Annotated in this window: 18 protein-coding genes and 1 pseudogene; 12 read left to right on the top strand and 7 right to left on the bottom strand. The window is 50.2% G+C overall.

Features of this window, described 5'->3' with window-relative positions; genetic code table 11:
- The first annotated feature begins 2 nt into the window (after nucleotides 1–2).
- The 9 genes and pseudogenes from arnD (at nucleotide 3) to J1778_RS09560 (ending at nucleotide 6,627) form a co-directional block, all read left to right on the top strand.
- Nucleotides 3–902, top strand: coding sequence for a 4-deoxy-4-formamido-L-arabinose-phosphoundecaprenol deformylase (arnD, locus tag J1778_RS09600; protein ID WP_217172976.1), 900 nt, complete (start codon nucleotides 3–5; stop codon nucleotides 900–902).
- Entirely contained in the window at nucleotides 902–2,572 is a 1,671-nt protein-coding gene (gene arnT, locus J1778_RS09595) for a lipid IV(A) 4-amino-4-deoxy-L-arabinosyltransferase (protein ID WP_217172975.1), read from the top strand. The genes arnD and arnT overlap by 1 nt, the downstream gene beginning before the upstream one ends.
- Complete coding sequence (gene arnE, locus J1778_RS09590; RefSeq protein ID WP_217172974.1) at nucleotides 2,569–2,901, top strand: 4-amino-4-deoxy-L-arabinose-phosphoundecaprenol flippase subunit ArnE; 333 nt, start codon at nucleotides 2,569–2,571, stop codon at nucleotides 2,899–2,901. Before arnT ends, arnE begins: the two co-directional genes overlap by 4 nt.
- Nucleotides 2,898–3,287, top strand: coding sequence for a 4-amino-4-deoxy-L-arabinose-phosphoundecaprenol flippase subunit ArnF (arnF, locus tag J1778_RS09585; RefSeq protein ID WP_217172973.1), 390 nt, complete (start codon nucleotides 2,898–2,900; stop codon nucleotides 3,285–3,287). Before arnE ends, arnF begins: the two co-directional genes overlap by 4 nt.
- Before the next feature lie 155 nt (nucleotides 3,288–3,442).
- Nucleotides 3,443–3,922 carry an NlpC/P60 family protein gene (locus J1778_RS09580; protein WP_217172972.1) on the top strand — a complete coding sequence of 160 codons (480 nt, stop codon included), beginning with the start codon at nucleotides 3,443–3,445 and terminating at the stop codon, nucleotides 3,920–3,922.
- 95 nt (nucleotides 3,923–4,017) lie between these two features.
- On the top strand, nucleotides 4,018–5,031 hold the full coding sequence (locus J1778_RS09575; RefSeq protein WP_217172971.1) for a lipoate--protein ligase: 1,014 nt from the start codon (nucleotides 4,018–4,020) through the stop codon (nucleotides 5,029–5,031).
- 310 nt (nucleotides 5,032–5,341) lie between these two features.
- Nucleotides 5,342–5,806 carry an STM2901 family protein gene (locus J1778_RS09570; RefSeq protein ID WP_217172970.1) on the top strand — a complete coding sequence of 155 codons (465 nt, stop codon included), beginning with the start codon at nucleotides 5,342–5,344 and terminating at the stop codon, nucleotides 5,804–5,806.
- The gene (locus tag J1778_RS09565) at nucleotides 5,800–6,126 is read left to right on the top strand and encodes a DUF1493 family protein (protein ID WP_217172969.1); all 327 of its coding nucleotides are present in this window, start codon (nucleotides 5,800–5,802) and stop codon (nucleotides 6,124–6,126) included. Before J1778_RS09570 ends, J1778_RS09565 begins: the two co-directional genes overlap by 7 nt.
- Before the next feature lie 15 nt (nucleotides 6,127–6,141).
- A pseudogene (locus tag J1778_RS09560) lies at nucleotides 6,142–6,627 on the top strand (Hcp family type VI secretion system effector).
- Nucleotides 6,628–6,802: 175 nt separating this feature from the next.
- Here the strand turns inward: J1778_RS09560 and J1778_RS09555 are convergent.
- The gene (locus J1778_RS09555) at nucleotides 6,803–7,402 is read right to left on the bottom strand and encodes a GNAT family N-acetyltransferase (RefSeq protein WP_217172968.1); all 600 of its coding nucleotides are present in this window, start codon (nucleotides 7,400–7,402) and stop codon (nucleotides 6,803–6,805) included.
- A gap of 491 nt (nucleotides 7,403–7,893) precedes the next feature.
- On the opposite strand from J1778_RS09555, the gene J1778_RS09550 reads away from it, so the two are divergent.
- Nucleotides 7,894–8,640 (top strand): EAL domain-containing protein, encoded by a 747-nt coding sequence (locus tag J1778_RS09550; RefSeq protein ID WP_217172967.1) that lies wholly within the window; start codon nucleotides 7,894–7,896, stop codon nucleotides 8,638–8,640.
- Between the two features lie 124 nt (nucleotides 8,641–8,764).
- Nucleotides 8,765–10,219: a protein adenylyltransferase SelO gene (locus J1778_RS09545; protein WP_217172966.1), complete on the top strand. Its 1,455-nt coding sequence runs from the start codon at nucleotides 8,765–8,767 to the stop codon at nucleotides 10,217–10,219.
- Nucleotides 10,220–10,274: 55 nt separating this feature from the next.
- On the opposite strand, the gene J1778_RS09540 is transcribed toward J1778_RS09545, so the two are convergent.
- The 6 genes from J1778_RS09540 to ppsR form a co-directional block, all read right to left on the bottom strand.
- Nucleotides 10,275–11,063, bottom strand: coding sequence for a heme ABC transporter ATP-binding protein (locus J1778_RS09540; protein WP_217172965.1), 789 nt, complete (start codon nucleotides 11,061–11,063; stop codon nucleotides 10,275–10,277).
- Nucleotides 11,056–12,084, bottom strand: coding sequence for a FecCD family ABC transporter permease (locus J1778_RS09535; protein ID WP_274388743.1), 1,029 nt, complete (start codon nucleotides 12,082–12,084; stop codon nucleotides 11,056–11,058). The genes J1778_RS09540 and J1778_RS09535 overlap by 8 nt, the downstream gene beginning before the upstream one ends.
- Nucleotides 12,081–12,911, bottom strand: coding sequence for a heme/hemin ABC transporter substrate-binding protein (locus J1778_RS09530; protein ID WP_217172964.1), 831 nt, complete (start codon nucleotides 12,909–12,911; stop codon nucleotides 12,081–12,083). The genes J1778_RS09535 and J1778_RS09530 overlap by 4 nt, the downstream gene beginning before the upstream one ends.
- Complete coding sequence (locus J1778_RS09525; protein ID WP_217172963.1) at nucleotides 12,908–13,942, bottom strand: hemin-degrading factor; 1,035 nt, start codon at nucleotides 13,940–13,942, stop codon at nucleotides 12,908–12,910. Before J1778_RS09525 ends, J1778_RS09530 begins: the two co-directional genes overlap by 4 nt.
- 333 nt (nucleotides 13,943–14,275) lie before the next feature.
- Nucleotides 14,276–15,322 carry a 3-deoxy-7-phosphoheptulonate synthase gene (locus J1778_RS09520; RefSeq protein WP_217172962.1) on the bottom strand — a complete coding sequence of 349 codons (1,047 nt, stop codon included), beginning with the start codon at nucleotides 15,320–15,322 and terminating at the stop codon, nucleotides 14,276–14,278.
- Between the two features lie 128 nt (nucleotides 15,323–15,450).
- Nucleotides 15,451–16,272: a posphoenolpyruvate synthetase regulatory kinase/phosphorylase PpsR gene (gene ppsR / locus J1778_RS09515; RefSeq protein ID WP_112287956.1), complete on the bottom strand. Its 822-nt coding sequence runs from the start codon at nucleotides 16,270–16,272 to the stop codon at nucleotides 15,451–15,453.
- 520 nt (nucleotides 16,273–16,792) lie between these two features.
- On the opposite strand from ppsR, the gene ppsA reads away from it, so the two are divergent.
- On the top strand, nucleotides 16,793–19,168 hold the full coding sequence (gene ppsA, locus J1778_RS09510; protein ID WP_217172961.1) for a phosphoenolpyruvate synthase: 2,376 nt from the start codon (nucleotides 16,793–16,795) through the stop codon (nucleotides 19,166–19,168).
- Nucleotides 19,169–19,229 lie beyond the last annotated feature (61 nt).

The raw sequence follows: 19,229 nt of genomic DNA, 5'->3' as shown, positions 1-19,229 counted from the left end.
ACATGAAGAAAGTGGGTCTGCGCATCGATGTGGATACCTGGAGCGGCACCCGGGAGGGTGTCCCTCAGCTTCTGCAAACCCTTGCAAAACATAAAATTACCGCCAGTTTCTTCTTCAGCGTTGGCCCGGATAACATGGGGCGCCACTTGTGGCGCCTGCTTAAACCGCGCTTTCTGTGGAAAATGCTGCGCTCTAACGCTGCTTCTCTTTACGGCTGGGATATCTTGCTGGCGGGTACCGCCTGGCCGGGTAAACCCATCGCCCGTGATCTCGGTTATCTGATGAAAGAAACCGCGAAGCGGGGCCACGAAGTCGGATTGCACGCCTGGGATCATCAGGGCTGGCAGGCAAAAGTTGGTAAATGGTCAGATAAACAGCTGGAAGAACAGATCCGGCTGGGGCTGGATGCACTGGAAAAAAGCCTGGGTCATGACGTCGAATGTTCGGCGGTGGCGGGCTGGCGTGCTGATGAACGCGTCATAGAAGTGAAAGAACGTTTTCATTTCTTTTACAACAGTGATTGCCGCGGCACCCGTCCTTTCCTGCCGGTACTGAAAAATGGAACTCTGGGAACCGTGCAAATTCCGGTGACGCTACCGACTTACGATGAAGTGGCGGGCGGCGAAATTACGGCGGATAACTTCAACGATTTTATTCTTGAGGCTATCGCCCAAGACGCCGGTGTGCCGGTTTATACCATCCACGCTGAAGTGGAAGGAATGTCGCTGGCCACGCAATTTGACGAGTTACTGACCCGTGCTGCGGCACTGGGTATCCGGTTTTGCGCGCTGGGCGAGTTACTGCCGCAAGATCTCAGTACATTGCCAAAAGGCAAAGTGGTTCGCGCCAGTTTCCCTGGACGGGAAGGTTGGTTAGGCTGTCAGCAAGAAGGTTTCTCCTGATGTCGAAAACTATTAAAGGCGTATGGAGCACCATGATCCTGGTGTTCTTCGCGCTCGTTTATCTTGTTCCACTAAATACCCGCCTGTTATGGCAACCTGATGAAACCCGTTATGCCGAAATCAGCCGCGAAATGCTTCAGCGTGGCGACTGGGTTGTGCCTCATCTTCTCGGATTGCGCTATTTCGAAAAACCGGTGGCAGGTTACTGGTTTAACAATATCAGCCAGATGATTTTTGGTGACAGCAACTTTGCGGTGCGTTTTGGTTCAGTATTCAGCACTATGCTGAGCGCCATTCTGGTGTTCTGGCTGGCAAATCTGATGTGGCGCAATCGCCAGACTGCATACACTGCCGCGTTGATCTACCTTTCCACCCTGCTGGTGTTCAGTATCGGCACCTACAGCGTTCTTGATCCGATGATCACGCTTTGGATGACCGCGGCTATGGTGGCGACCTGGTTCTGCCTGCGGGTTTCGCGTACACCGCAAAAAGCCATGAGCTGGATAGCGCTTGGACTGGCCTGCGGTATGGGCTTTATGACCAAAGGTTTTCTGGCGCTGGCGCTGCCGGTGATTGCGGTTCTGCCGATTGTCTGGCGTGAAAAGCGTTTTAAAACCCTGTTTGGCTGGGGGCCGCTGGCGGTTTTGAGTGCTGTGGTTCTGAGCCTGCCCTGGGTGTTGGCGATTGCGCGGCATGAACCCGATTTTTGGAATTACTTCTTCTGGGTCGAACATATTCAGCGATTTGCAGACGCGGATGCACAACATAAAGCGCCGTTCTGGTTCTATCTGCCCGTGCTCTGTCTGGGCGTTCTGCCGTGGCTCGGCCTGTTGCCGGGTGCGCTGCGTGAGGGCTGGACTAAGCGAGTTATGCGCCCGGAGCTGTTCTTCCTGCTGAGCTGGGCGATTATGCCGCTGATCTTCTTCAGCATCGCCAAAGGTAAACTGCCGACTTACATTCTGCCGTGCTTTGCGCCGATTGCCTTGCTGATGGCCGATTATCTTGAACAGATCCGTCAGTCCGGGAAGTTACGCGCACTGAAAGCGAATGGTGTCATCAACATCATCTTTGGTGTTCTGATGGCGGTTGCCGTACTGGTGATATCCGGCATTCTGCCGTTCCATGTTAAAGCCGTCTTTACCCGTACGGAATTACCCCGCGCTCTGATCGGTATTCTCTGTTTTGCCGTCTGGGCGCTGGCAGGGGCAATGTCTCTGACCGAGGTGAAGACACGCTGGTACTGGGGCGCTGCCTGCCCGCTGGTATTGGCGCTGCTGGTCGGGCAAGCTATTCCTCAAAAGGTGATGGATTCTAAACAGCCGCAAGTGTTTTTAGAGAAAAACATGAGTCTGTTGCAGGACAGCCGTTATGTCCTGACGGATAATGTCGGTGTGGCTACTGCTGTCGCCTGGGCGCTTAAACGCAGTGATATTCTGATGTTTGATGAAAAAGGCGAGCTGCAATACGGATTAAGTTATCCTGATGCTAAAGATAACTTTATTGACGCGGCAGGCTTCCCGGCATGGCTGCAGAAAGCCCGTCAGGAAGGAAATGTTTCTGTGATCCTCAGACTTGATCGAAATGCGCATGTGAAATCGACTATGCCGGCTGCTGATCAGACGATCCTAATCGACCGTCAGGCGCTGCTGTTCTACAAAAAACTGCCATGACCGGATTCCTTCTGGTTCTGGCAGTCAGTGTGATCACCTGTGCCGGCCAGCTTTGTCAGAAGCAGGCTGCGCAGGTGTCCGCTGACGGTATGGCGCGGGTCCTGCGCTGGCTTGGTCTGGCGGTGCTGCTGCTTGGCATCGCCATGTTATTGTGGCTGCGGGTGTTACAACTGCTGCCGCTCAGTCAGGCGTACCCAATGCTCAGTCTCAATTTCGTCCTCATCACATTATGTGCCCGCTGGTTTTTCCATGAATACGTCGACGGACGCCACTGGTGCGGCGTCGTGTTAATCATGTCGGGGATCGCACTGATGAGTGTCAGCTTATGAAAGGCTATCTGTGGGGCGGGGCCAGCGTCGTACTGGTAACAGCAGCGCAGTTGCTGATGAAATGGGGGATGGTGCAGATCCCGTGGTTTGCTCTGTCGGCAGCCGATACCTCGTTTGTTCTTAGCCATTTAACCGCGCTGATTGCCGTATTTTTGGGCTTATGCGGCTATGTATTATCAATGGGCTGCTGGTTCTTTGCCTTAAGGCATTTGCCGCTCAACCGCGCTTATACCCTGCTGAGTCTAAGCTATGCGCTGGTGTATATCGCTGCGGTGACTTTGCCCTGGTTCAATGAAAGCATCAGCTTAACCAAAACGGCGGGCGGTTTGCTTATCTTGTCCGGTGTCTGGTTGATTCACAGCAAACCTGCAAAAAAGCCTGAATAAATTTATTCTGAAACGATAAAAATCATCATTAAAGATTGGATGACGGATAAAATAGCGCTAAATTCTATTAGTTCTTAGATAACGGCGACTTATCCGGCCCGCGTAAACCTTCGTGTTCCGTTGATGCCGTGACGCTATTGAGGAAGGAATGCACTATGCGCTGGTCGTCCGTATCCATGTATTCCCTGCTGGCTGTTGCCGCGTTAATTCTTAACGGTTGCAGCAGCCACGCTCCACCGCCAAGTGGCCGGTTTGCTGATTCTATTACTGTGGTTGCCGAGCTCAATGACCAGCTCAGTCAGTGGCACGGCGCGCCTTATCGCTATGGCGGCTTACAACCCAACGGTGTTGATTGCTCGGGCTTTGTCTTTCGCACTTATCGCGATCGTTTTGGGGTGGTCTTGCCAAGAACAACGGTCGATCAGACTAAAATCGGTACAAAAGTCTCCCGTGATGAACTGCTTCCAGGCGATCTGGTTTTCTTTAAAACCGGCAGTGGAGAGAATGGTTTGCACGTCGGGATTTATGATACCGAAGACCAGTTTATTCACGCCTCTACCAGTCAGGGCGTGACGCGTTCCTCGCTCGATAACGTTTACTGGCGCAAAGTGTACTGGCAGGCTCGCCGTATCTGATACGGCATAAAATCCATTCCCCCTGATTTCACTGCGTATTTCATCCTGTTTTTTGCTGTTATTATCAGAGCAGACTCATTCAGGATGAATATGCGATGAAACCTCTCAGACTATTACTTTCCGACTCTTACGATCCCTGGTTCAACCTTGCCGTAGAAGATTGCATTTTCCGCGAAATGACGACTCAGCGGGTTTTATTCCTCTGGCGTAATGCCGAAACGGTAGTGATCGGGCAGGCACAAAATCCCTGGAAAGAATGTAATACCCGGAGGATGGAAGAAGACGGCATTCGTCTGGCGCGTCGCAGCAGTGGCGGTGGCGCGGTGTTTCATGATCTGGGCAATACCTGCTTCACGTTTATGGCCGGTAAACCGGAATATGACAAAAGTGTCTCGACTAACATAATCCTCAATGCCTTAAAACGTTTGGGGATTGATGCCAGTGCTTCCGGTCGCAACGACCTGGTGGTGCAGACCGCTGAAGGAGAGCGGAAAATCTCGGGGTCAGCTTACCGTGAAACCGCAGACCGCGGTTTTCATCACGGCACATTGCTTCTCAATGCTGACCTGAGCCGTCTGGCAAACTATCTCAATCCTGATGTTAAAAAACTGCAGGCGAAGGGAATTACATCAGTGCGCTCAAGGGTGGCGAATCTCAGTGAGTTCGTGCCGGACATCAACCACGAGCAGATTTGTGAAGCCGTCACTGCCGCTTTCTTCGACTGGTACGGCGCGAGTGTGGAGCCGGAAATTATCTCCCCGGATGTCTTCCCAGACATTCCGGGCTTCCCGGAGCGATTCGCTAAACAAAGCAGTTGGGAATGGAACTTCGGCAAAGCACCGGCGTTCAGCCATCTGCTGAACGAGCGTTTTGTCTGGGGCGGCGTGGATATTCACTTTGACGTTGAAAAAGGCAGCATCAGCCGTGCGCAGATTTTCACTGACAGCCTGAACCCTGCGCCGTTACTGGCTTTAGCCGACGCACTCGTCGGTACACGCTATCATGCGCAGGATATCGGGCAAACGTGCCAGAAAATCATTGAGCAGAATCCCACGATGCGGGCAGAACTGACCGAACTGCAATCCTGGCTGGTGCTTTGTATACAGTAGATTTGAATTCCCGGAGATTGCAGTCTTATGCGTTTTCCGGGAGGTACTCCGCTTTATTGGCTAAAGTTTCTGGGTAATAAGGCTATCTATAATTATTACTATAAATAAATGAAAGCCGGTTTATGAGGTTATGCTCAAAGGAATAAAATAAAAGCAAGTGGTATGTTCATGGTTTAAATAATCGATAGGTATTATTCGTAAGTAATCCAGGTGTCAATTATTAAATAATCAGATATTTTGCACTCTCATTTTAATGTTCAATAATTTAATCAGTTGTATACTCTTTAGAGGTCACATAAAGGGAAAGTGTATGGATACGGTTGAAGAACTAAATGGAACATACTTTTATGCGGGCAAGTCAAATTTAACTGCTGGTCAGATGCTTTTTATGATCTTCTGCGAAAATACAGTAGATCAATTCGGTTTAGGTATCGTAGATTTCGGAGCTATAGTTGCAATCCTTTCTGGCAGGAATGATCTATCAACCAGAGCGAAACCTATGGGTGCTACCAAAGGTACTTCACACGCATCTAAAGCAGCACGAACAGTCTTTAAGAAGTCGAAATTTCCTTTTGGGGTCTCCTTACCAACTTGGTTAGGGGGATATACGCCTTGGACAACAAGGCGAGTGATGGTTCGTAATATAGCCCCATTTGTAGGCCGTAATATTCCCTTACTTGGTATTATTGTACTTGCTGCTGATGTTTCTGAAATCACTTACAAGTCAATTCGTGATTACAACATGATAGCAAGGGATAATGATAAATTATGGTAGACAATATGGAACAACAAATCTATGACTTCATCCGGCCTTATGCCGGTATCTATCTGTTCAATATTAAAAAAGTAATACTAACACCTGATACAGATCTCGATACAGACTTAAGCATTGATGAGTATGAAATTGATGATTTAATGAATGAGTACTTTGCAAAGTTCAATGTTGATAAAGGTAATTATTGTACTGAAACATATTACCCAGATGTATATATTTCTTGGAATCCATTCAAAAAAGTAATACCAGTTCAAGTACCCGATTTTACTATTGGTATGTTGATAGAGTCGGCAAAAGCCGGTAAATGGTTGTACGATTAGCAAGGAGCTATACCCATGGCTGTACCAGTTCACTTATGGCTTAAAGACGATGGCGGAGCAAATATCCGTGGTTCATCTGATGTATGAGATCGTGAAGGAAGCATAGAACTAAGATCCATTCATCATAACCTGAGTATTCCAACTGATAGCAACACAGGGAAACTCACAGGCACTCGACAACATGCTCCGTTCCAGTTCGACAAGGAAATCGACTCATCAAGTCCTTACTTATACAAGGCAGTAGGGACGGGGCAAACTTTGCACTCTGCTGAAATTAAGTGGTATTGCATCAACGATGCAGGGCAAGAGGTCGAGTACTTCAACATTTTGCTTGAAAAAGTAAAGGTTATTTCTGTAACGCCAATGATGCACGATACCCGTGGTTGTCCTGGTACAGGCCATATGGAAAATGTTGCACTTCGTTATGAGAAAATCACCTGGAAGTATGTTGATGGCAATATTCAATATACCGACGCCTGGAATGAACGAACCACAGCATAACTGATAGATGTCACATAAGTCCCTTACGAACGTTTTGGCGGGAGTGGTGTAGAAAATCAACACTGACGTTGAAAATGCTGCATCTTCTGCGCGCAGGTTTTTACTGGCAGCCTGAACCCTGCGCCGTTATTGGTGCAGCCGAGTGAGTTGTCGATAAGCGTTTTCCGGGAAATATTTAGCCACGGCTCAGCTTGTGTTGCAGGCTTCTCTTCACCATCAGCCATTCATGGTCAATGATGGAAAACACCACCGTATCACGATAACTCCCGTCAGCATTTTTGCTGTGATTGCGTAAGACCCCATCCTGTTTAGCGCCCAGACGGATAATCGCTGCGCGTGATTTATGATTATGCCAGTGAGTCCTGAATTCGACGGCAATCGCCTGAAGTTGTTCAAACGCATGCTCCAGCATAAGTGCCTTACATTCGGTATTTACAGAGGTTCGCTGGAAACGTTGCGCATACCAGGTAAAGCCGATTTCCAGCCGCTGATTTTTCACATCGGCGTTAGAAAATCGCGTCGTGCCGATAACTTTCTGTGTTTGGTTATGAACGACAATGAACGGCAGGGCGCGCCCTGCCGCCTGTTCACTCAGTGCATCAGCAATATACTTTCCAACCGTTTCCGGGCGGGGGACGGAGGTAAACCACAGCTGCCATAATTCCCCATCGGCGGCCGCTTCAGCCAGTGCATCTGCATGGTCATGACGTAAAGGATGCAAACTGATCGTACGGCTTTCCAGTACCGTTTCTTTTAACCATAACGAGACTGACATTTTTATAATAACCTCAGATTTATTATTCGTTTAGAGGAGTGAAAACGCTTTGAGTGAATACTTCACTTGCAAGCGGATAACTTGCGCCATATCTCATAAGACACTATAACCATTAACTAAAATATTTGCAGATGGTTCTGCGAAGACAATAGCGCAAATAGTGACCGTTAATTTTTCTGAATATGTCTGGCAGGGCTCACACTGTACGTTGCGTGTTTTCTCTCCTGACGATAAGATTAGTCTGAAACCCCTGTATTGACTGGCATCTCCCTCATACAGAAGGTGAGAAAGGGGGATTACATCTTGCAACGATTAATTTCGCTACTATCAGCACCGTAGTCTTTGTGTACCGACCACCGGACTGGCTCTTTCTTGATATCAATTTCTCTAACGTTTCGGTTACGCCTCGGGGCTCCGGCATTTTTATGATCTGATTGATAGTCAAAAAGGTTATTAATCAATTAGCAGTGCCGTTGATGTTTTGGATAAAAATGAAAATACAATTCGATACGGCCTTTAGCAGTAGCTATCTGTGTCAGCCGGTCTACACCATTGAAGGGAAATTGCTTGCCGTTGAATTAATTTGCCGTTTTTCTAGTGCAGACAGCAAGCTGGTTATGCCCACAGAACTGGTGTTGAATCTTCTCACGCCACAGCAATTACTGCGTTTTCTCAATGAACAGCAAGTCTGGGCGAATCAGCATGCTCAATGGTTTAACGAAAATCAGGTTATTTTGAATATCAGTGTTGAAGAAAAGCAGGTGGCTTTATTACTCGGGGATGAAAGTTTACGCGAGGCATTTAAGGTCCATCCTTTTATTCACCTCAATCTGAGCGAATCATTTCCGCAACTTTCTCTGGGCAGAAACAACGCCCAACTGGTCGCACTTAAGCAAGATTTCACCTTGTGGCTGGAGAACTTTGGCTCCGGGAATATTACGATGGCGCCGGTTTTCGACCATATTTTCCAGTGGGTGAAACTGGATAAAAACCTCTTCTGGCAACTTTATGAGGGTGAGCATTTTACCATCGTGATGCCGTCATTAATCCGCAATGTTAACCGGTTTTGCCGCAATATTGTGGTGGACGGGCTGGACAGTCAGGAGTATTTCGATGCATTGCATAAAAAGGACATACAGGGCGTAAAAGGCCTGTTGTGGCCAGGCGTTGACTCCGCTGAGCTCGACAGCCTGCTTAACCAGCCTGCTCAATTTCACTCATCGTCACTGCCGTCTTGATACTGGAGATCCCGGTCAGCACCTGCTGTTACGGGATTTTTTATCCCGCGCGTCAGTAATCTCCCTGCATTTACTCCGTGTTAATCGCGACGGAGCAGACCTACACTAAAGAAAAGGGGGATTTATGCCACAATTCGAACACCATTACGCAGACCAGTTGCCCGGTTTTTACACCGCGCTGCAACCGACACCCCTCAAAGGTGCGCGTCTGCTTTACCACAGCGAGTCGCTGGCGCAGGAACTGGGGTTAGATGAATCCCTTTTTGGCGCCGATCACCGTGAATACTGGTGCGGTGAGAAATTCTTTCCGGGCATGTTGCCTTTGGCGCAGGTCTACAGCGGGCATCAGTTTGGTGTGTGGGCGGGGCAACTGGGTGACGGGCGCGGCATTTTGCTCGGAGAACAGGTTTTACCTGGCGGCAAACGTGTTGACTGGCACCTGAAGGGCGCCGGGCTGACGCCGTATTCGCGCATGGGTGATGGGCGCGCAGTATTACGGTCTGTTGTTCGTGAGTTTCTCGCCTCAGAAGCGCTGCATCATTTATCCATTCCCACCACCCGCGCATTGACGATTGCTACAAGCGATGAGCCTGTATTTCGCGAACAGCCGGAGCGAGGTGCGATGCTGATCCGCGTGGCTGAAAGCCATATTCGTTTCGGGCATTTCGAGCATTTCTATTACCGTAAACAGCCAGAACAGGTGAAGCAACTGGCCGATTATGTGATTGCTCACCATTGGCCGGAATTGCTGGAAAGTGAACCGGTTGAATCTTTGCGTTATCAGCGCTGGTTTACAGAAGTGGTGCAACGCACCGCCAGTTTGATGGCGCAATGGCAAAGCGTCGGATTTGCTCATGGCGTGATGAATACTGACAATATGTCTATTCTCGGGCTGACCATCGACTTCGGTCCGTTCGGTTTTCTGGATGATTATCAGCCGGGTTACATCTGTAATCATTCAGACCATCAGGGACGTTACAGCTACGATAATCAGCCTGCCGTGGCCTACTGGAATTTGCATCGACTGGCGCAGACGTTGTCCGGTCTGATGACTACAGAACAGTTACAGGCGGCGCTCGGTGAATATGAGCCGGCGCTGATGAAGGCGTACGGTACGCTGATGCGCGGTAAGCTGGGCTTCTTTACCGAGAATAAACAGGACAACGACCTGCTGACCGGTTTACTGAGTCTGATGGCGAAAGAGGGCCGGGATTTCACCCAAACCTTCCGGATGTTAAGTCACACCGAACAGCAACAGGCCAGCTCCCCCCTGCGGGATGAGTTTATTGATCGTGCTGCTTTCGACAGCTGGTATCAGGCTTACCGGCAGCGTCTGCAAACGGAAGACATTGCTGACGCGACCCGTCAGGATGCGATGAAACAATGTAATCCGAGGATGGTATTAAGGAATTACCTGGCGCAGCAGGCCATTGAACGTGCCGAAAAAGATGATATCAGTGCGCTGACTCAGCTGCATCAGGCACTGCGTGATCCATACAGTGACGCGGCGCAATATGACCCGATGGCGGCACTGCCGCCGGACTGGGGAAAGCACCTGGAGATCTCCTGCTCGAGCTGACAAAAAAAGCCACAAAGCAAAATGCCTTGTGGCTTTTTCATTTTCTGCAACGCACTTACTGGCGCAGAAAAACCTGAGGCAATGCGGTGTCAGGATGTGGACAGACGTTTAAGTCGGCCTGATACCAGCGGCTCAGCGTTTCTTCGCTCAGCACCTGAGCCGGTGTCCCGCTGGCGACCACTTTGCCGCTATGCAGTAAAATAATCCGGTCGGCATACAATGCGGCAAGATTCAGATCATGCAGGACACAACATACGGCCAGCGGTGTCTGTTGCGTCAGATGACGTAACAGGCGCAGCGCATGTTGCTGATGATATAAATCGAGCGCTGAAGTCGGTTCATCGAGAAATAACCAGCGCGGGGCAGGTTCAGGTTGCCACAGCTGGATCAACACCCGTGCCAGCTGAACGCGCTGCTGTTCACCGCCGGATAGCTGGCGATAGTCACGCTCAGCCAGATTCAGACAGCCGGTCTGCGCCATCACCTCTGCCATCGCGCGCTGCATATTTTGCTGGCCGTGGGGCGAACGCCCGAGTGTCAGCACTTCGCGGACACTAAATCCAAAAGCCAGCGTACTGTTCTGGCGCATTACTGCACGAGTGCGAGCCAGTTCTTGTGGTTGCCAGTCGCTCAGCGGTTTGCCCATCATCGAACATTGTCCCGACTGAGGTGACAGATAACCGGTCAACATCCGCATCAGCGTCGATTTACCGGCACCGTTTGGCCCGATCAGAGCCACCATTTCACCACTTTCCAGACTCATCGAAACGTCATCAATCAAACAACGGCCGTTGACAGAATACGTCAGGTTTTCAGCCATCATGGATAAGGTCATATCAGACATTACGTGGTACTCCCGGCCGCAGGATCAGCCAGAGAAAATACGGGCCGCCGATCAAACTGGTCAGCAGGCCCACCGGCATTTCTGCAGGAGCGACCAGCGTGCGGGCCAGCGTGTCCGCCAGTAACAACAGGCAGGCACCGGCCATGGCTGAACCCGGCAACAGCCAGCGGTGATCGGCACCAATGCGCATACGCAAAAGGTGCGGTATCACCAGCCCGATAAAGCCGATAACGCCTGAAACCGCTACCGCAGCACCCACCAGCAACGCGCTGAGCAGTAATAACTGCAACTGGGTACGGCGGACATTCACGCCCAGGTAATGCGCATCTTCTTCACCCAGTTGCAGAATATTCAGACGACGCGCCATGAAAAACGCTGCAATGCACGCTGGCAGGATCAGCGAAGAGGCAACGGCCAGCGTCGGCCATTGTGCCTGTCCCAGACTGCCCATGCTCCAGAGCGAGAACTGACGCAACTGCTGATCGTCGCTGACATAAGTCAGCACGCCTACGGCGGCACCGCATAGTGCATTGATGGCGATCCCCGCCAGTAATAAACGCGATAATCCGCCATGCCCGAAGCGGCTCAGGGTGAAGACAATGGTTGAAATCGCCAGACTGCCGAAGAAGGCGCTGATCATATGGCTGTAAAGAGCCAGAAGGGGAGGCAGGGCCAGCGGCATGACAATCGTTAGTGCAACGGCCAGCGCCGCACCGCTGCTGATCCCAAGCAGGCCGGGATCCGCGAGAGGATTGCGAAAAAGCCCCTGCATTACCGCACCTGAGCTGGCAAGCGCACAGCCGACCACCACAGCCAGTAACACACGTGGCAAGCGTATGCTCAGCCAGACCTGCCAAAGGTCATCGTCAAAAGGACGCGAAATTAACGTCCTGAGCGACAATGCCATCGCGCCGGTATTGGCTGCCAGAATAGCAAGAACCAGCAGAGCGCCGCCGAGTGCAATCAGCGCCCAAACCGGCGAGCGCCGTCGTGATGGCATTGGAGGGCTCATGCTGCTCATTTCACTTGTTCCGCGGCCTGACGAAGTTGCGCCATTACGACCGGAGTTTGCAGACCAAAGCCCAGCAGCGACATATCATCCAGCACTAAAACGCGTTTGTTCTTGCCCGCAGGGGTCATCGCCACGCCCGGTAATTTCCACACCTGATCCAGCCCGCCGAGCGTTTTTACACCGTCTGCAGTCAGCAAAAGAATATCCGGGGCACTGGCAATCACGCCTTCCTGAGAAAGCGGGCGGTAGCGGCTGAATCCCTGCATGGCATTTTTTGCGCCAACGGAAGTGATCATCGCATCCGCCGCTGTATTTTGACCAGCCGCCATAGAAGACATGCCACCGTGGCTCATTACAAACAGCATTTTCACCGGCAGCGCGTCATGACGAATGGTCGAAAGCTGTGAACGATAAGTGGCAATCAGTTTTTCGCCTTCAGCCTGACGGTTCAGGGCACCGGCTATCACTTCGATTTTTTCAGGAACGGTAGTAATTGAAGGCGTACCTGGTACGCGGACAACCTTTACGCCATTTTGCGATAACTGCTGCAATACCAGCGAAGGTTCTGCCAGCTCGCTGCTTAGTACCATTGAAGGATGCAGAGATAAAATGCCTTCGGTATTCAGCTGGCGCATATAACCGACATCCGGCAGTGCCAGTACCGCCTTCGGACGCAGACTGGTGCTGTCGCGTGCCACCAGTTCATTGCCCGCCCCAAGGGCGTAAACAATTTCAGTGACATCTCCGCCTATACTGACCAGCTTTTCAGCCGCATGCAGCAAAGGTGTCGCCAGCAAAGTGCTGGCAGCGAGCAGAGCTTTCAGGGAGAGTTTCATGCCGCAACGCCTTCGCCGCTGAGCTGAGCCAGTTGCTCGCGCCACTGAGTCTGTTCCGGCGTGCCTTCGGTACGCTGTCCGTAAAGCTGCGCAATCTGAGTGCCATCGGCGGCAAACAACTCAAGGCTGGTGACGAAACCGTCTTTGGTTGGCTTACGGGTGATCCAGCTTTGCGCGATGGCGCTTTCCACCAGATGCAGTGTGAAGCGTTCATTAAATACGTTGATCCACTCACCGTGCGGCAGCACTTTTTCAATCTGGCCGGTGAAGATTTGCACACAGCCACGGTTCCCCACGAAAATCATAATTTCGTTTTGGTCTTCTTTGGCGATATTCAGTAAACGGGTCAGGGAGCCGTTTTCAACGCGCCATGCAAGGTCATCACCTGCTGCTTCAAAGGCTTGCTGACGGGTGATGCCATGGCGTTTCAGCAACTGGAAGAATTGATGAACATCAGTCATAGCACGCCATTCTGCATCGATAGCATGGGCATCGGCCACTTTCAGGGCCGGAGCCGATGGAGCTGCTTCAATTTGCAATGGCGGATTGACGTCGCTTTTGTACTGAGCAATCAGTGCGTCCCATGCTGCCATATCGGTTTCATCGGTGTTATAGACTTTATGCACTGCATCGCCGTGAGCATCAAAAAACTGGATACTGTGACGAACGCCACGGGCCGTGGTTTCAGACATACTGAAAATATGCTGCCAGTGTTGCAGGAACAGGCGCAAATCCAGTGCGCGCGGGTTCAGAATCAGTCCTGCGTGACCATTCAGATGCTGATTTTCATAACGACCTTGCTGTTCATGAACGGCAAAATCGTTACGGGTAATCGATTTTGTTCCACCGACATTTTCCAGAGCAGCCAGCAATGTGCGGGCGTCCACATCAAGTCGTGCGGTATCATGGGAAACGCGTAATGCGGTTAATTCCGCCTCACTGATGCCCAAAATCGCCGCCAGATCGCGGGCGTATTTACCTGGGTTAGCGTCTTTAGCCTGTAAATAATCCTGATAGTGAACTGAATGCATTGCTGTCTCCTCGTTAGCCTAAGTCACCTGCCCGTTGGCAGGTAAAAACTCGCGATGTTATGTGAATGATTTGTAAAAACATTCGGGTCAGTAGCCCGAAAATTCGCATATGGTAATAGTAATTAATATCAATTTGATAATCATTATCAAATCATTGCAAGTACACATCAAGAAAATTTTTGTTGATGGAATGTAATTTCTGCAAGGTAACCCTTTAATTTCAGGGGAATAGCGGGGGGATCTTAAGAAAATGCAGATAATCAGACAGACGCGGAGAACGGCAGGTATAAAAAAGGGCAACAGCGTTGCCCTTTAAAGGTTATCAGAAAGTGATCAGAACCGGCTGTCAGTGGCCTCAGCCAGCATCGACAATAGCGTTTCAGTATCTTCCCAGCTTAGGCAAGGGTCAGTCACAGATTTGCCATAAACCAGCGGTTTACCAGGATGAATCGCCTGAGTGCCTTCTATCAGGAAACTTTCTGCCATAATACCGGCAATCGCTGAAGAACCATTGCGGATCTGCTGGCAAATATCTTCTGCCACATCCAGCTGACGGCGGTGCTGCTTCTGACAGTTGCCGTGACTGAAATCGACCACCAGACGCTGCGGCAAATCAAACTCAGCCAGATTCTGGCAAGCCTGTTCCAGATCCTCTGCATGATAGTTAGGCTTTTTACCGCCACGCATGATCACGTGGCCATAAGGGTTGCCTGCGGTGCGATAAATAGTCATCTGACCGCTTTTATCCGGTGACAGGAACATGTGGCTGGTGCGTGAAGAACGAATGGCATCAATGGCGATACGCGTATTGCCGTCAGTGCCATTCTTGAAACCAACCGGGCATGATAACGCTGAGGCCATTTCACGATGGATCTGGCTTTCTGTGGTACGTGCACCAATCGCGCCCCAGCTGATGAGGTCAGCGATATACTGGCCGATCACCATATCCAGGAATTCAGTGGCAGTGGGAATTCCCAGCTCATTGACGGCCAGCAGGACTTTGCGCGCCAGCTCAATACCGTCATTCACACGGCACGAACCGTTCAGCTCAGGATCAGAAATCAATCCTTTCCAGCCGACGACGGTACGCGGTTTCTCAAAGTACGTGCGCATCACGATTTCAAGGCGATCCTGATACTTATCACGTAATACGCGCAGTTTTCCCGCGTAATCAATTGCTGCTTCAATATCGTGGATAGAGCAGGGACCGACGACAACCAGCAAACGCTGATCTTCGCCGCTGACAATTTTTTCAATCCGTTTACGTGATTCCATCACGTGTTGTGCGACCGACGGGGAAATTGGCAATTTGTCTGCCAGTGCCTGAGGCGTAATCAGGCTGTCGATGCGCGTCGTACGCAGTTCATCTGTTTGTGACATGGTGCTCTCAAAAATTTGTTTCTTCTCTGCGGCAGGAATACCGGGAAGTGATGGCGATCACAATAACCCAAAAACAGATGAATTCAACCACTGTCGCCAGGATATGCCACCCAAATCAGGAAATGGATTCAGAACATACGACGACTCATGCCGAAGCTGTCCATAATCTTTGCTGATATCTCCTCAACGGAATAATTCGTACTGTTGAGATAGCGTATTTTGTTCTTGCGAAACAGCGCTTCGACTTCCGAAACTTCCATCCTGCATTGGCGTAAAGAGGCATAACGGCTGTTTTCAACGCGCTCCTGTCGGATTGCGGTTAGCCGTTCCGGATCAATCGTCAGGCCAAACAGTTTATGCATATGTGGTTTCAGTGCCGCTGGTAACTGGATGTTATCCATATCGTCGGCAGTAAAAGGGTAGTTAGCGGCACGGATCCCAAACTGAAGGGCCAGATACAGGCTGGTCGGGGTTTTACCGCAGCGCGACACGCCCAGTAAAATCACCTGTGCCTGATCGAGATTACGCAGTGAAATGCCATCGTCGTGTGCCAGCGTGTAATCTATGGCGGCAATACGCGCATCGTACTTGGTGATGTTGCTGGCCGTCAGTCCGTGCGTTCTGTTGGCAATGGGCGTGGGGTCGACACCCAGCTCATTTTGCAGAGGCGCCACCAGCGACTGAACAATATCCTGACAGAATCCTTCGCTGCCCTGAATGATGTCACGGATGTTGGGGGAAATAATCGAGTAAAACACCAGCGGACGGGCTCCGGTTTTCTCAAAAATTTCATTGATCTGTTTGCAGACAGCTCTCGCACGCTCCTCACTTTCTACAAAAGGTAACGAGTAAGTGGTCGCATTGACCGGGAATTGAGAAAGCACCGCATGGCCCAAAACCTCAGCTGTAATGGCAGTACCATCGGAAATGTAAAACACACATCTGTCCACAAATGTCTCCTGAATTAAATCACTTCATTTTATTTATTCGCGCCGATCTCTTGGTGCTTATTAAGTAATAACCAGAATTGAAGGAAATAAAAAGAGTAATTCCTCCGCATTTCCATCTTATCTTCATTGCTGCGAGATACTGCGCAAAATGGCTGTAATAAATGAAATGCCATTTTAAATTTTCCGCGATTCCTCGCAGGTTTTTGATTTGCTTCAGCACAGCTTCAGCAGCTCTGTTAGCATGAATCACAGACCGGAGAGAGAGATAACTTCTTCATGATTCATAAGGAATAATGCTCATTCCACGTCAGTAACTAAAGTACGAACTCTGGATTTTTCCTAAACAAAAATAGTTTGATTTGCTGGATCGATTCACCTTTCCATCTTCTATGGATCATTATGCTAGTCTCAAAAAGACAGCGTTGTTTAATGACACAAAAAGTGTTTCAGGCAACCGTTGAATAACCGGTTTTACACTCCTGTTGACTATTACTGTAAATAAATAAGAAAGGATTGTTTCATGGCTCATCTCGATCCCGATTTACGCAATGTTATCTGGTACAACCAACTGGGTATGAACGACGTTGATAAAGTCGGGGGCAAGAACGCATCCCTCGGGGAAATGATCACCAATTTGTCTGATTTGGGTGTTTCCGTTCCGAATGGTTTTGCAACGACGTCTCAGGCATTTAATGATTTTCTCGATCAGAGCGGCGTAAACCACCGTATCCATGAATTGCTGGATAAAACGGATGTGGACGACATCGCGCAACTGACCAAAGCGGGCACGCAAATCCGTCAGTGGATCATTGAGACGCCATTCCAGCCAGAACTCGAGCAGGCTATCCGCGAGGCTTATCAGCAGCTTTCTGAAGGCGAGCCGGATGCTTCTTTCGCTGTGCGTTCATCGGCGACAGCCGAAGATATGCCCGATGCCTCTTTTGCCGGGCAGCAGGAAACTTTCCTGAACGTTCAGGGCTTTGATGCGGTGATGACTGCCGTGAAACATGTTTATGCCTCCCTCTTTAACGATCGCGCGATTTCTTATCGCGTGCATCAGGGTTACGACCACCGCGGTGTGGCGTTATCTGCCGGTGTCCAGCGTATGGTGCGTTCAGATCTCGCCTCGGCTGGCGTAATGTTTACCATTGATACGGAATCGGGTTTTGATCAGGTGGTCTTTATCACTTCTGCCTATGGTCTGGGTGAAATGGTCGTGCAGGGGGCGGTGAATCCAGACGAATTCTATGTACACAAGCCAACGCTCGAAAAGAAAAAACCTTCGATTGTTCGTCGCACCATGGGCTCAAAGAAGATCCGCATGGTTTATGCACCAAGCCAGGAGCACGGCAAGCAAGTCCAGATTGAAGATGTGCCGGCCGAACTGAGCACACGATTCTCCCTGACGGATGAAGAAGTGCAGGCGCTGGCACGTCAGGCACTGTTGATCGAAAAACATTATGGCCGCCCGATGGATATCGAATGGGCTAAAGATGGTCATAACGGCAAACTCTATATTGTGCAGGCGCGTCCTGAGACCGTACGTTCAAACGGTCAGGTGATGGAACGTTACCAGCTCAATGGCAGCAGCAAAGTACTGGTGGAAGGACGTGCTATCGGTCACCGTATCGGTGCGGGACCGGTTAAAATCATCCACGATATCAGTGAAATGCATCACGTTAAGGCAGGCGATATTCTGGTAACTGATATGACGGATCCCGACTGGGAGCCGATCATGAAAAAAGCATCAGCCATTGTGACTAATCGCGGTGGCCGTACATGTCATGCTGCAATTATTGCCCGTGAATTGGGTATTCCTGCTGTTGTCGGTTGTGGGGATGCCACCGAGAAACTCACCGAAAATCAGAAAGTCACGGTTTCCTGCTCAGAAGGAGATACAGGATACGTGTACCAGGATGAACTGGATTTCAGTGTGCAAAGTTCTGAAATCGATGAGCTGCCAAAATTACCGCTGAAAATTATGATGAATATCGGTAATCCGGATCGTGCTTTTGATTTCGCCTGCTTACCGAATGAAGGTGTCGGGCTGGCGCGCCTGGAATTTATTATCAACCGCATGATTGGCGTCCATCCTAAAGCCTTGCTGGAGTTTGACCAGCAGCCTGCAGAATTGCAGGAAACCATCAATAAGATGATCCAGGGCTATGACAGCCCGCGTGAATATTATGTGGCACGCCTGACGGAAGGGATCGCGACGCTCGGCGCGGCTTTCTGGCCAAAACGCGTCATTGTTCGTTTGTCTGATTTCAAATCAAACGAGTATGCCAATCTGGTAGGCGGCGAGAAGTATGAACCCCATGAGGAAAACCCGATGCTCGGCTTCCGTGGTGCCGGCCGTTACGTCTCAGACAACTTCCGTGATTGTTTTGCACTGGAATGCGAGGCAATGAAACGCGTGCGTAATGATATGGATCTCACTAATGTTGAGGTGATGATTCCCTTTGTGCGCACTGTGGCTCAGGCGGAAGCCGTGGTAGCCGAACTGGCAAATCAGGGACTGAAGCGCGGTGAAAATGGGCTGAAAGTGATTATGATGTGTGAAATTCCGTCGAATGCGTTACTGGCGGATCAGTTCCTCGAACACTTTGATGGCTTCTCGATTGGTTCAAATGATATGACTCAGCTGGCTCTGGGTCTGGATCGTGATTCCGGGGTGGTTTCTGAACTCTTTGATGAGCGAAATGACGCCGTTAAAGCGCTGCTGTCGATGGCAATCAGAGCCGCGAAAAAGCAGGGCAAGTATGTCGGTATCTGCGGGCAGGGACCTTCAGACCATCAGGACTTTGCGCAATGGCTTATGGATGAGGGAATCGACAGTCTGTCGCTGAATCCGGATACCGTTGTACAAACGTGGCTGGCATTAGCGGAAAAGTAATTCGATTCATAAAGTAATTCCTAAAACAATAAAGTAAAGGCTGTCACTTACAAGTGATGGC

It is taken from the genome of Rahnella bonaserana (genome assembly GCF_019049675.1).
GTDB lineage: Bacteria > Pseudomonadota > Gammaproteobacteria > Enterobacterales > Enterobacteriaceae > Rahnella > Rahnella bonaserana.
Note: the sequence above shows the minus strand (reverse complement) of the source record. Positions and strands in the feature narration are given on the sequence as shown.

Coding starts and splice junctions, on each gene's coding strand:
- J1778_RS09565 (WP_217172969.1), top strand. CDS start 5,800: ATGGTAGACAATATGGAACAACAAATCTATGACTTCATCCGGCCTTAT.
- J1778_RS09575 (WP_217172971.1), top strand. CDS start 4,018: ATGAAACCTCTCAGACTATTACTTTCCGACTCTTACGATCCCTGGTTC.
- J1778_RS09540 (WP_217172965.1), bottom strand. CDS start 11,063: ATGTCTGATATGACCTTATCCATGATGGCTGAAAACCTGACGTATTCT.
- J1778_RS09535 (WP_274388743.1), bottom strand. CDS start 12,084: ATGAGCAGCATGAGCCCTCCAATGCCATCACGACGGCGCTCGCCGGTT.
- arnD (WP_217172976.1), top strand. CDS start 3: ATGAAGAAAGTGGGTCTGCGCATCGATGTGGATACCTGGAGCGGCACC.
- J1778_RS09555 (WP_217172968.1), bottom strand. CDS start 7,402: ATGTCAGTCTCGTTATGGTTAAAAGAAACGGTACTGGAAAGCCGTACG.
- J1778_RS09570 (WP_217172970.1), top strand. CDS start 5,342: ATGGATACGGTTGAAGAACTAAATGGAACATACTTTTATGCGGGCAAG.
- J1778_RS09545 (WP_217172966.1), top strand. CDS start 8,765: ATGCCACAATTCGAACACCATTACGCAGACCAGTTGCCCGGTTTTTAC.
- J1778_RS09525 (WP_217172963.1), bottom strand. CDS start 13,942: ATGCATTCAGTTCACTATCAGGATTATTTACAGGCTAAAGACGCTAAC.
- J1778_RS09550 (WP_217172967.1), top strand. CDS start 7,894: ATGAAAATACAATTCGATACGGCCTTTAGCAGTAGCTATCTGTGTCAG.
- arnE (WP_217172974.1), top strand. CDS start 2,569: ATGACCGGATTCCTTCTGGTTCTGGCAGTCAGTGTGATCACCTGTGCC.
- arnF (WP_217172973.1), top strand. CDS start 2,898: ATGAAAGGCTATCTGTGGGGCGGGGCCAGCGTCGTACTGGTAACAGCA.
- J1778_RS09520 (WP_217172962.1), bottom strand. CDS start 15,322: ATGTCACAAACAGATGAACTGCGTACGACGCGCATCGACAGCCTGATT.
- J1778_RS09580 (WP_217172972.1), top strand. CDS start 3,443: ATGCGCTGGTCGTCCGTATCCATGTATTCCCTGCTGGCTGTTGCCGCG.
- arnT (WP_217172975.1), top strand. CDS start 902: ATGTCGAAAACTATTAAAGGCGTATGGAGCACCATGATCCTGGTGTTC.
- J1778_RS09530 (WP_217172964.1), bottom strand. CDS start 12,911: ATGAAACTCTCCCTGAAAGCTCTGCTCGCTGCCAGCACTTTGCTGGCG.
- ppsA (WP_217172961.1), top strand. CDS start 16,793: ATGGCTCATCTCGATCCCGATTTACGCAATGTTATCTGGTACAACCAA.